This is a genomic window from Chryseobacterium sp. RLHN22, from assembly GCF_051011795.1.
GTDB lineage: Bacteria > Bacteroidota > Bacteroidia > Flavobacteriales > Weeksellaceae > Chryseobacterium > Chryseobacterium zhengzhouense.
In genome coordinates this window covers 1-11,906 of sequence record NZ_JBPCHW010000021.1, presented here as the reverse complement: position 1 = coordinate 11,906, position 11,906 = coordinate 1, and the positions used below count along the sequence as shown (strand labels likewise).

Genomic DNA, 11,906 nt, shown 5'->3' with positions numbered 1-11,906 from the left:
AAGCTAAGTACAATAGGGCATTAATGGAAATATTTTTTCATTTATAAATAGAAATATTCCACAAACCAATTAGCTGAATAACAATCCTGCAAGTGTATTCATTAAAATTTAATTCTAAAAGAGCGATAATTCATTATTAATTTCATACTTTTAACATAATAGAATTAATATTACATTTTTTATAATATTATTTTCAAAAACTACTACACCAAGAAACGAAACACCAATATGATTACTCACTTAGCAATTAAAAGGCAATTGCCTTTTTATATATTATTTTTAAATTTCGCATTACAAGCTCAAATTCCCGATTCCATTCAAACAATTAATGAGCAAAAGGAAGCTGTGAAATATCCTCAATTACAATTCAAAGGACTCTTCCAAGCCCGCTATCTTGTGGGAATGACCAAAGATGTCGATGTAAACGGACTTCATCATTCCGATGGCAGCGGAACAGACAACAATTTTATGCTAAAATATATGAGAGTTCAGGCAAGAGCACAAATCAGTAAACGAACTGAAGTTGTGGTTCTTGCGAACCTCGCCGATTTTAAAAATGACCCAAAATCCAGAGTTCTCGAAAATGCTTATTTGAAATACACTTTCAATCCGAAATTAGCCTTTACTGTAGGACAATTCAGACCGTGGTTTGGAATCGAGGAAACCTATCCTATTGATATTATTAAGTCTTTGGACTGGTCAAATCAATATACAGAATTTGGAAAATTAGGCTGGACAAGTTTCCAGATCGGACTTTCTGCAACGGGACAACTGGAATTTGGTGGAATTCCTTTTCAATATGCTGTTTCTGTTGTTAATGGAAACGGAAAGAACCAGGTTAATGATAATGATAACGGAAAACAATATTCATCACGATTAGTTTTTGGTTTAATTAAAAAATACAATTTAAATCTTGGTTTAAATGGTGGTATTGGCGAAGTTTTAAGCAAAAAAGTATACGCAGTAGGAATTGATTTAAGTTCACTCATTCAATTCGATTCGAAATGGAGTTTGGATATGCAGCTGGAAGCCAAACAGGCAACCAATCATCCTTTATATTTTGCTGTTGCTCCAGAACTTAGACCTAACAATCCCGACGAATATTTGATTCGTGGCGCCTATTTTCTCCCCAATTTAAGATATGAAGTCAATCACAGAAACCTGAGTGCTTTTGAATTATCCTGCCGTTATGAATATCTGGACACCAATTTCAGATTAAATTCAAATCCCAGACAAACGATTACTCCGATGTTTGGTTTAGAATTTTTGAAAAATTACGGGGCAAGAATTCAGTTGGGAGTTCAATTTGACCGATATAAACACAGCATTGCAAACACCACACAATACAACAACAATCTATTCATTGTTCAGGTACAAAGTCGATTTTAATCCTTAAAAACTAACTATTATGAAAGAAATAAGTATCAAAGCTGTCGCAATCACATTTGCCATTGCTCTTATCATATGGTTTATTCCCGCTCCGGAAGGCGTGGCAGAAAATGCGTGGCATTTATTTGCCATTTTTGCGGCGACTATTTTAGGAATCATTTTAAAAGCCGCTCCGATGGGAACAATGTGTATGATGGCGATTGGATTCACAGCACTCACGCAGGTTGTAGCTCCTGGAGATGCAGGAAAATCAATCACAAAAGCACTTTCCGGATTTGGAGATAAAGTGATTTGGTTAATAGGGATTTCATTTTTTATTGCAAGAGGATTCATTAAAACAGGTTTAGGAAACCGAATTGCCTTTTTATTCATCCGAATTTTTGGAAGAAGTTCATTGGGCTTGGCTTATGGTTTAGGTTTAGCTGATGTTTGCTTAGCTCCCGCAATTCCGAGTAACACCGCAAGAGGTGGTGGAATTATCTATCCGATTATGAAATCTATGGCGATTAGTTTCGATTCAGTTCCTGAGAAACCTGAGACACATAGAAAATTAGGTTCTTATTTAACATTAAACAGTTATTATATGAATCTGATTTCGTCTTCTATGTTTCTGACAGGAACGGCGAGCAATCCAATGTGTCAGAAGTTTGCAGCGAATTTGGGAATCAATATTACTTGGATGTCTTGGGCAGCCGCTGGTTTTGTTCCGGGATTGGTAGCGTTTTTTATTGTACCATTAGTTTTATACAAATTATATCCGCCTGAATTGAAGAAAACCGGTGATGCTCCGAAAATGGCGGCTGAAAAATTAAAAGAAATGGGACCGATTTCCAAAAACGAATGGCTGATGTTATTGGCATTTTTCATTTTATTAGCACTTTGGATTTTCGGCGGAGCTCTTTCGATTGATGCTACAACAACGGCTTTCATTGGCTTAACATTACTTCTTTTAACCTCAGTTTTAACTTGGGAAGATGTAAAATCTGAGAAAGGAGCCTGGGATACAATTGTTTGGTTTGCGGTATTGGTGATGATGGCGAGTTCACTGAACGAATTGGGATTTATCGGCTGGTTCAGTGATTTAATTAAAGTGAAAATCGGTGGAATGACTTGGACCGTTGCTTTTCCCGTAATAATTCTTGTATACTTTTTCAGTCATTATATTTTTGCGAGTGCGACAGCTCACGTTGCAGCAATGTATGCAGCATTGTTAGGAGTTGGTGTTGCAGTCGGAATTCCTCCAATGTTGTTGGCGATGATGCTTGGATTTTTAGGTTCGATTTACGGTGTGTTAACACATTATGGTCACGGTCCGGCTCCTGTATTTTTTGGAAGTGGATATGTTGATTTGAAAGCTTGGTGGCTTCGAGGTTTGGAAATCGGAATCGTTTTATTAATTATCTATATGGGAATTGGTGGACTCTGGATGAAAATCTTAGGCTATTATTAATTCAAAAAAATCAACAAGTATGTTGTCAACCTTATTAAGAAAAATGCTGATGTGTCTTACAGGGCTTTTCCTGGTTTTTTTTCTATTGATTCATTTCTTGGGAAATTTTCAATTATTTTTACCTCAAGAACAGGCACATCTTCAGTTTAATGCTTATTCGCATTTTCTGTCAGGAAATATTCTCATTAAAATTGTTTCTTATGTGTTATATGCAAGTATTATCCTTCACGCTTTGGATGGATTAATTATTACTTTAAAAAATAAAAAATCCGGAGCGAATTATCAATCCGACCAACGCGGAAGAGCCAGTAAATGGTATTCCAGAAATATGGGAATTCTTGGAACAATATTGTTGATTTTCTTAGTGATTCATTTTCAGAATTTCTGGTATGTCTATAAATTCGGAAAACCGCCTTTGGATGAAAATGGAAATAAAGACCTTTATATTCTTGTGATTACTGTTTTTAAAGAATGGTGGTATGTCATTATTTATGTCATATCAATGATTGCTTTATGTTATCATTTAATACACGGAATTTACAGCGCTGTCAGAACATTAGGATTATTTCATCCGAAGTTTGTAAAATGGTTCAAAACTGTTGGAATCGCTTATTCAATCATCATCAGTGTTGGATTTGCCTTGATGCCGATTTATATATTCTTCACTTACCGTTAAATTGAAAACTTATGATTTTAGATTCAAAAATACCGGAAGGTTCTTTAGAACAGAAATGGGAAAATTATAAAAAAGCTGCCAAGCTTGTCAATCCTGCCAACCGAAAAAAATTGGATATTATCGTTGTCGGAACGGGTTTAGCTGGAAGTTCTATCGCTGCATCTTTGGGCGAAATGGGCTATAATGTGAAATCCTTCTGTTTTCAGGACAGCCCGAGAAGAGCGCATTCTGTAGCTGCACAAGGCGGAGTAAATGCTGCCAAAAATTATAAAAATGACGGCGACAGTGTTTACAGAATGTTCGTTGACACTTTAAAAGGCGGAGATTTCAGAGCCCGTGAAGCCAATGTTTATCGTATGGCTGAATGCTCATTAAATCTTATCGACCAAGCCGTTGCACAAGGCGTTCCGTTCGGACGAGAATATGGTGGTTATCTGAATAACCGTTCTTTCGGAGGTGTTCAGGTAAGCCGGACTTTTTATGCGAGAGGACAAACCGGACAACAATTGCTTTTAGGAGCTTATCAGGCTTTGATGCGGCAGGTCGGAAAGAAAACTGTTCAGCTATTTTCAAGACACGAAATGCTGGATTTAGTAATGATTGATGGAAAAGCACGAGGTATCATCGTCAGAAATTTAGACACTGGAAAAATTGAAAGACACGCTGCACACGCAGTTGTTTTGGCAACCGGCGGTTATGGAAAAATATATTATTTATCGACATTGGCGATGGGTTGCAACGGTTCTGCGATTTGGCGGGCTCATAAAAAAGGAGCATTGATGGCTTCCCCAAGCTGGATTCAGGTACACCCTACTTCACTTCCGCAGTCCGGAGATTATCAGTCGAAGTTAACGTTGATGTCGGAATCTTTGCGAAATGACGGCAGAATATGGGTTCCGCTAAAAGAAAATGAAACCCGAAAACCAAACGATATTCCCGAAAATGAAAGAGATTATTATCTCGAAAGACGATATCCTGCTTTTGGAAATTTAGCACCAAGAGACATTTCTTCGAGAGCTGCGAAAGAAAGAATTGATGCAGGTTTCGGAATCGGCCCGTTGAAAAATGCAGTTTATCTTGATTTTTCTAAAGCCATTAAAGAACAGGGAAAAGAAAAAATTCAAGAGAAGTATGGAAATTTATTTGATATGTATCTTAAAATCACAGGATATGATGCCTACAAAGAACCAATGATGATTTCGCCTTCCGCGCACTTTTCGATGGGCGGACTTTGGGTGGATTATGAATTGATGACCACCATTCCAGGATTAGTTGCTTTAGGAGAAGCTAATTTCGCAGACCACGGAGCGAACCGCTTGGGTGCAAATTCCCTGCTTCAGGCATCTGTTGACGGCTATTTTATTGCACCTTATACTATCGCCAATTATTTATCCAATGAAATCCATACCGGAAAAATTTCAACGGATGACATTGAATTTGAAAAAGCTGAAAATCGTATGAAACAGCAAATCGAAAGTTTTATCAATATCAATGGAACAAAAACGGTTGATTATTTTCATAAAACATTTGGAAAGATCCTTTACGATTACTGTGGTTTAGCCCGAAATGAAGAAGGTTTAAAATATGCCATCAAAGAAATCCGAAAACTGAAACAGGAATTTTATAAAGACGTCAAAGTTTCCGGACAAGGAAATCAAATGAATACCGAGTTAGAAAAAGCCGGTCGCGTTGCCGATTATTTTGAAATTGGTGAACTGATGTGTTACGATGCTTTAACCCGAAACGAATCTTGTGGAGCGCATTTTCGTGAAGAGTACCAAACGCCCGACGGAGAAGCTTTAAGGAATGATTCTGAATTTCAATTCATTTCAGCCTGGGCTTGGAAAGGCGAAAATAGCGAGCCGGAACTTATCAAAGAACCTTTATTTTTTGAAGAAATACAACCTACTGTAAGAAGTTATAAATAATATTGAAGTAAAAAGAGCCACGTGGTTGAAGTAAAGACCTTGAAAGAAGACATTGACATAAAAATTAATCACCATTAAAGATTACACAAAATACAGAAATTATGGATTTACATCTAAAAATATGGCGGCAGAAAGATAATCAAAGTGAAGGCAAACTGGTAAATTATCATTTATTTGATTGTTTAAATCGATTTTATTGTCAATAGCCTGTAAGATATTGGCAATTTTCTTTTGTATCTTTATTTCAGGAAGAGTTATTTTTAAATTATAATAACTATCAAAGGTCATACTTGAACACCTGTTCCTGTATTTAGATTCTCTAAATCTAATATTTTAAGATAGTTATAAAGAAAATAAGGTTCAGCAAATTGTTCATTAATTTCTGTATAATACAATGTATCTACCGTCCAAAATGGGACTTTTGAAAATTGAATGTTATGCAAACTTCCCTTTCTTGGGAGTAAAATACTTGGTTTATTATAGAGATATTGATTCCCAAAACGCATTATACCACCACTTCCAAAAATTGGAATATTACCATTCAAAATGCTTTTGTGATCTTTACCATTTCTGATTATTAATAACTGCCTTAAATCGTATATCTTCATTTTTAACTAATAAATTTTCGGTGAGCAATTTTCACATTAGCCTGATTTACCATTGCATAATGTAGTGTTGTATCAATTTTAACGTGACCTAATAACTTCTGAACCTGTTCGATAGGCATTCCTTTATCGATTGCCATTGTTGCTAGAGTTCTTCTGAATTTATGGGGGTGCACTTTATTTATTTTGGTTTTTTGTCCCAGTTTCCGCAATACACTTTCAATTCCACCAATAGAAAGTCGCTGATTAGGCTTTGATAAAGAGACGAATAAAGCTTCATTATCATCTTTTCTTGTTTGAAGATATTCTTTGAGATGAATTTTTGTTCTTGCATCAAAATAGACTTCACGCTGTTTGTTTCCTTTACCTGTAACAATACAAGAACGCTCGTGGAAATCAATGTCCTTAATATTTATTTTTACAAGTTCACCAACTCTAATACCAGTTGAGCTTAACATTTCGATGAGTGTTAAATCTCTTATTTGCTTGCAGTTGTCTCTAAGTATTTCTATGTCTTCATCACTAAGCACCTCCTTTATAGTTCTAGCGGTTTTAACTTTATGAATCCTTCTTACAGGACTTTTTAAAATATAATCTTCATCTTCTAACCAAGAAAAAAAACTTGAAAATATTCTGCGAATATTATCTATAGTGACTTTACTCGATTTTTTTGCTTCCTGATATTCTGACAGATAGAATCTTAAATCATTAGTAGAGATTTCTGTAACTTTCTTTTTTAGTTTTTGAAACAGAGTGTCTATGGTCGAAAAATAATATTTTAATGACTTTTCAGAACAACCTTCCACTTTTTTGGATGAAATGAATAAATTTAAAACGCTTGTATTATCAGTTTCCAACTCATCTTCATTATTTTTTTTGGGGTAACCGCAACAGAATGAAAAGATTGATATATTACCTTTTCAAGCATTATTAACTGTTGAAAGTTTAAAACTGTTTGCATTGCATTAATTATTTCTTGCTTCACTAATTCCTTCATTGTACTTAATTTTCTTAAATTTTTGAAGTCGCAAAGGAATGAAAAACAAAAATAGCCATAGTCGTACAATAAATGATAATTTATCTTACTATTTTATTCAACTTTAACCTGTCCGTTCATCAGCATAGGTAAAAGCCAGTCGCGGAGAGAGCTAAGTTGTTGGTTTTGTTGTGTGTTTTTTTTAATCTTTTTATCTAAGATTTGAACTTTAGCTTCAAATTTTTGCAATATATTTATTTGTGGACAAGCTAATTCCAGATTATGTAATTCATCCTTTGTTAGCGATCCAAATGTAGTTCCAACAGAATTTAAATAATCGAATTTCTTTTTAAAATTATTCATTTGATAGATTAGAAATGAGTTAAATCCCTCCTTACTATTGATAGCTGCTAACCCCCTTCCTATGCAACAGTTAGATAAAGCTATATTAATTGCTCCGATTGGAGCCCTAACACTTAGTAATATGTCGTCTTCAAAGGCATATCTTGTAGGTGCGTTTGTAAAAATCCTATTTTCAGGATATCTCCAACCAAAATCTGTAGATCCTTGAAAAAAAATCATACCTTCTTGTGATTCGTTAAATGATTCTCCACTTGGAGATTGTCCCATAGTAATATTTGCAATTTCCACGAGCGTCTTTGCTTCCCAACCCACAGGAATCTCTCTTTTCAAAACTTCATTCCAAATCATCTTGCCACCACTTGATTTATAAGGCTTTCCGTTTTCATCTGGAAAATCAAACTGCACAAACCAATAGTCGTACAGCGTTTTTGCCATACGCTCTAAATTATCATTTATTTGATTGTTCAAGTCAATTTTATAATCAATATTAGAAATCACTGAAACTATTTCCTGTTGCTGTTTTAAGCTAGGAATGTTTAATGATATTGGTTTTAATATATCAAATGTAATTTGAGGAAAGGAACCAATCCTATTTTCAGCTCGCATCTGTAAATAGTCCAAAGTGCCATCGTATGTTAAGAAATAGTAAATATATTTAGTCAATACATCTGTAGTTTTATTTCTTAACACCATTAGTTTAGTTGATACAACATAATCATTGGTTAGATGTATATTTACATAGGCATATCTTTTATTCTTTGGTCTTATTTCGCTAAATAAAATATCATCAAACTTTATTGTTTTTTTTGCTTGCCCCTTTAAATCAGAAACCTTAAAATAATTTTTACTCAGAATCTTTCCTTCTAAAATATCAGATGTATTGAGAAAAATAAGTTCTTCTTTATCAAATTTGTGTGTAATTGATATTGAATCTATCAAATCTGCTAACTTCCTATCCATACTTCAAGCTTTTAAGCTGTTCCTGAATTTTTACATCTAAAGCATTTCCTTCTGCAAAAAGACTTTGCAAATTTGTTTCAAAATTTTGCATCTTTTCTGCAAATTCTTCTGGCGTAATATCAACATATTCTATTTTAACTTCAAAATATTGCCCTGCAGAAAAAGAATAATTCTTTTCAGCAATTTGTTCTTTCGTTACTACAACAGACAGGTCTTCAACAGCCTGCTTTTGATTAAAGGTTTCCACAATTTTTGCTTCTTCATCTGGCGTTAAAACAGTACGTTGATTTTTGCCTTCTTTCACTGTTTGTCCCAGCTTAGAAGCATCCATTAAAATAATATGCTCGCTATCTGCTCTTTTATCAAAAAATAATACTGAGACATTGGTTCCTGTACTTGCAAATATGTTGCTTGGCATACTTACTACACCCCGAAGCCAACCATTACTAATTAACCTTTCACGAATTTTCTTTTCAATGCCACTTTGAGCAGTAATGAAACCTGTTGGAACAACAATAGCTGCCTGACCTTTTTCACTTAAACTGTGCATAATATGCTGAATAAACAAAAGATAAATCGCCATCGATTCTTTTTTGCTTTTCGGAACATTTGGAATTCCGGCAAAGAATCTTTGTTTAAAAGCATCTTTCTCAAGATCATCTCTAAAATCAGAAAAGTCTAACTTAAAAGGTGGATTAGAAACGATATAGTCAAACTTTGTATCTAAATAAAAAGGCTGTGCAATGGTGTTAGTTTTAATAATATTTGGAATTGAATGCGTAAGGCTGTTCAAAACCAAATTTAGACGTAACATATTGCTCGATTTCTGTGAAATGTCTTCTGAATAGATCGTGCAATTCTTTTCACCAATTTGATGAGCTAAACTCATCAACAAAGTTCCCGATCCTGCACTTGGATCATAACATTTTACACCTTTTACTTCATCCGGTACAAGAATTTTTGCCATAATACGGGCAACAGCGTGTGGTGTATAATATTCAGCATACTTACCACCGCTATCTGTGTTGTAATCTTTAATTAAATATTCAAAAATAGTTGCAAAGAAATCATATTTCTGAACAAACATTTCTTCAAAAGAAAACTCAAACAATTTATTAATCAATGCTTTTGCAAAAGCATCACGTTGAGAAGCATCAGAGATAAATTGTGTTAATTCATCAAATAAGGTATCTTTTGCACCACTAAATGATTTTACCGAAAACACATCAGCGTTTTCAATCGATATTTGCCTTAAAGTATCATCAAATGTTTTTCCAAAATCACTGTCATTTTGAATTGCGAACAAATGCGAAATCAAATGATCAGGATGCAATCTTGGAATATTAGGATCCAAGCTTGCCAGTAGAAACTGATATTCGTCATCACTCATCTCACGAAGTGCTTTAGAAAAATTCTCAGCATCTGTAAGTTGAGGTTGCTCTTCTTTTACCGCAAAGCGGAATTTATCATTTAGAAATTTATATAGAAATATTTGCGTAATAATCTTGAATTCATTTCCGTCATTTCCGAGTCCGTAATTGGCACATACACTTTTAAGATTATCGATTAAAGATTTTGTTTTAGTAATAAAGTTTATATCTTGAGTCATTATCTATATTGATATTGTTGTAAATATTCCTGTGAAATTAATTGATTTATTTTTTCTGTCGTTGAAAAGTCAATATTTATATTTTCTTTCTTTTTAAATTCATCAACAACAAGTTTTAGAAGATATCTTTTAAAGTACGCTTCATTTTTCACCATTTCCTCCTGATTGGTAATTGTTTCATCAACTTGTAATTTTACCTGCATCAATGCCCGGTGAAGTTGTGATTCTTTTGTGTTTAAAGTTCCTTTTTCTGACAAACGTTTGTGAATTCTGGCGTACTTATCGTCACTGTCATATTTAGCTTTTAGCAAGGCATTTTTTCTGTTCAATTCTTTGGCTTGGTCATAGATTTTCTGAAGAAGATGCATATTTTCTACCATATCTTCCTGAGTCACCTCACTAAGATTTTTTTTCTTGAAAATTCTTTCTAATTCAGCTCTAAGACTTACAAATTCAGGATCAAGCTGATCAAAATTAGTTTGTAAAGACTCTCTGGCTTTTCGTAAAATGTTTTTAAATTCATCAGCAAGTACCAATTCACTTTCATCGACTTTAACAAATTGAAAAATTATATCCTCTAAAGCTTCATTTAGAAGATTCCGGTTAGCTTCTTCGTTTCCGATGCTTTCTACAAGGTTTAGATTGTCAAGTCGATTTTGCGTTTCAATTAATAGACGATTGAGAAGTTCAAAATCTGTTATGCCTTTTAAAGCTTCATAACCATTTATAGCAATTAAGTTTTTTAACTCTTTTGCAGTTCGTAAAGCCTTTACAAGTCTAAGAAGTTCTTGCTTATCATTTAATTCCGCAATTTGTTGAGAAAACACTTCTTTATTAAGTGTGTCATAATGAAATAGTGTATCTTTTATTTCTTCAAGCTCTTGTTTAATCTCTTCTTCAGATTTAAATAGATGAGAGTACATTTCCATTTCATCACCCAGCTGTTCCTGTAATTCATCAAAATAGAGTTTATTGGTACGATCAAACGCCTTTGAAATGTCAGCAAAATCTACAACATATCCGTATCGGTACTTTTTGTAAGGACGATTAACTCTGGTAAGTGTCTGTAATAAATTATGATCTTGGATGACCCGCGCTAAATATAATTTTTTCAATCGTTTAGCATCAAAGCCTGTTAACAGCATATTATAAACAAACAAAATATCGACGTGTCCTTTTTTATACGCCTTTATAAGTTCCTTTCTAACCTGCTTGTCATTTTCATCGTGTAAAATTAAAGAAGCAGTCAATTTTGGTTCTTCTTTCAAGCCGTATTTTGCTCTTGGTTCTGCAACCATCAATACGCTTGCATCTGTTTCCTGTTCGCCATATTTCTCCTGAAATAAACGAAATAATTCTTTTGCCTGGTCTGCAGAATCACAAACTACCATCCCTCCCAGAGTAGTATCTTGCTGATCTTTACGGAATTTTATTAAATCACTGCAGATATAATCTAATAATGGCTCTGCAAATTTTGTATTTTTGTAAATGTCTTTTGCAGAAATATCACCACGCAAAACTTTAATCTCATCAATGACGTTCTGCATTTGCATTTTAAAATTACCCTCTATTTGCTCCCTTATCAATCGGAGCGTATATCCATCAGCAATAGACATATTGTAGTAATACTTATGGATATAATTTCCAAAAAGTAGTTTTGAATCATAATCTTTTGCAACTTCCTTCAATAATGGTGTTCCGGTAAGCGCAATTTTGATTGCATTTTTATCAGAATTAATAAGGTTTGCAAGATAATTTCCTTTCGGATTATATGAACGGTGCGCTTCATCTAAAAAATAGATTCTTTGAATATTTATATCATAAAACCTGTTTAAACTTTTATTTTTCTTAGAAACAAGATAGAGAAAGCTAAATAATGTAGATTTATCCAAGTGATATTCAATTTTTCAAACCTTATTAACAGCGCTTTGAAACTATCCAACCAAGCAT

10 protein-coding genes are annotated in these 11,906 nt (G+C 33.9%); 4 read left to right on the top strand and 6 right to left on the bottom strand.

Annotated elements, in window-relative coordinates:
* Nucleotides 1–228: 228 nt before the first annotated feature.
* The 4 genes from ACR1PN_RS17125 to ACR1PN_RS17110 are packed head-to-tail and all read left to right on the top strand — an operon-like array spanning nt 229 to nt 5,443.
* Complete coding sequence (locus ACR1PN_RS17125; RefSeq protein ID WP_433981013.1) at nt 229–1,389, top strand: porin; 1,161 nt, start codon at nt 229–231, stop codon at nt 1,387–1,389.
* A 19-nt stretch (nt 1,390–1,408) separates the two neighbouring features.
* Complete coding sequence (locus ACR1PN_RS17120) at nt 1,409–2,839, top strand: anion permease (protein WP_433981012.1); 1,431 nt, start codon at nt 1,409–1,411, stop codon at nt 2,837–2,839.
* A gap of 19 nt (nt 2,840–2,858) precedes the next feature.
* Complete coding sequence (locus tag ACR1PN_RS17115; protein ID WP_433981011.1) at nt 2,859–3,515, top strand: succinate dehydrogenase cytochrome b subunit; 657 nt, start codon at nt 2,859–2,861, stop codon at nt 3,513–3,515.
* An 11-nt stretch (nt 3,516–3,526) separates the two neighbouring features.
* Nucleotides 3,527–5,443 (top strand): fumarate reductase/succinate dehydrogenase flavoprotein subunit, encoded by a 1,917-nt coding sequence (locus ACR1PN_RS17110; RefSeq protein ID WP_433981010.1) that lies wholly within the window; start codon nt 3,527–3,529, stop codon nt 5,441–5,443.
* A 99-nt stretch (nt 5,444–5,542) separates the two neighbouring features.
* Here ACR1PN_RS17110 and ACR1PN_RS17105 read toward each other — a convergent pair whose 3' ends face one another.
* The 6 genes from ACR1PN_RS17105 to ACR1PN_RS17080 form a co-directional block, all read right to left on the bottom strand.
* On the bottom strand, nt 5,543–5,731 hold the full coding sequence (locus ACR1PN_RS17105) for a restriction endonuclease subunit S (RefSeq protein WP_433981009.1): 189 nt from the start codon (nt 5,729–5,731) through the stop codon (nt 5,543–5,545).
* Nucleotides 5,728–6,051, bottom strand: a complete 324-nt coding sequence (locus tag ACR1PN_RS17100) for a restriction endonuclease subunit S (RefSeq protein WP_433981008.1) — start codon at nt 6,049–6,051, stop codon at nt 5,728–5,730. The genes ACR1PN_RS17105 and ACR1PN_RS17100 overlap by 4 nt, the downstream gene beginning before the upstream one ends.
* Before the next feature lie 2 nt (nt 6,052–6,053).
* On the bottom strand, nt 6,054–6,905 hold the full coding sequence (gene xerA / locus ACR1PN_RS17095) for a site-specific tyrosine recombinase/integron integrase (protein WP_433981007.1): 852 nt from the start codon (nt 6,903–6,905) through the stop codon (nt 6,054–6,056).
* Between the two features lie 233 nt (nt 6,906–7,138).
* Entirely contained in the window at nt 7,139–8,347 is a 1,209-nt protein-coding gene (locus ACR1PN_RS17090; protein ID WP_275161154.1) for a restriction endonuclease subunit S, read from the bottom strand.
* Nucleotides 8,340–9,956, bottom strand: a complete 1,617-nt coding sequence (locus tag ACR1PN_RS17085; protein WP_433981006.1) for an HsdM family class I SAM-dependent methyltransferase — start codon at nt 9,954–9,956, stop codon at nt 8,340–8,342. The genes ACR1PN_RS17090 and ACR1PN_RS17085 overlap by 8 nt, the downstream gene beginning before the upstream one ends.
* The gene (locus tag ACR1PN_RS17080; RefSeq protein ID WP_433981005.1) at nt 9,956–11,848 is read right to left on the bottom strand and encodes a type I restriction enzyme subunit R domain-containing protein; all 1,893 of its coding nucleotides are present in this window, start codon (nt 11,846–11,848) and stop codon (nt 9,956–9,958) included. The genes ACR1PN_RS17085 and ACR1PN_RS17080 overlap by 1 nt, the downstream gene beginning before the upstream one ends.
* Nucleotides 11,849–11,906 lie beyond the last annotated feature (58 nt).

Coding starts and splice junctions, on each gene's coding strand:
- ACR1PN_RS17125 (WP_433981013.1), top strand. CDS start 229: ATGATTACTCACTTAGCAATTAAAAGGCAATTGCCTTTTTATATATTA.
- ACR1PN_RS17120 (WP_433981012.1), top strand. CDS start 1,409: ATGAAAGAAATAAGTATCAAAGCTGTCGCAATCACATTTGCCATTGCT.
- ACR1PN_RS17115 (WP_433981011.1), top strand. CDS start 2,859: ATGTTGTCAACCTTATTAAGAAAAATGCTGATGTGTCTTACAGGGCTT.
- ACR1PN_RS17110 (WP_433981010.1), top strand. CDS start 3,527: ATGATTTTAGATTCAAAAATACCGGAAGGTTCTTTAGAACAGAAATGG.
- ACR1PN_RS17105 (WP_433981009.1), bottom strand. CDS start 5,731: ATGACCTTTGATAGTTATTATAATTTAAAAATAACTCTTCCTGAAATA.
- ACR1PN_RS17100 (WP_433981008.1), bottom strand. CDS start 6,051: ATGAAGATATACGATTTAAGGCAGTTATTAATAATCAGAAATGGTAAA.
- ACR1PN_RS17090 (WP_275161154.1), bottom strand. CDS start 8,347: ATGGATAGGAAGTTAGCAGATTTGATAGATTCAATATCAATTACACAC.
- ACR1PN_RS17085 (WP_433981006.1), bottom strand. CDS start 9,956: ATGACTCAAGATATAAACTTTATTACTAAAACAAAATCTTTAATCGAT.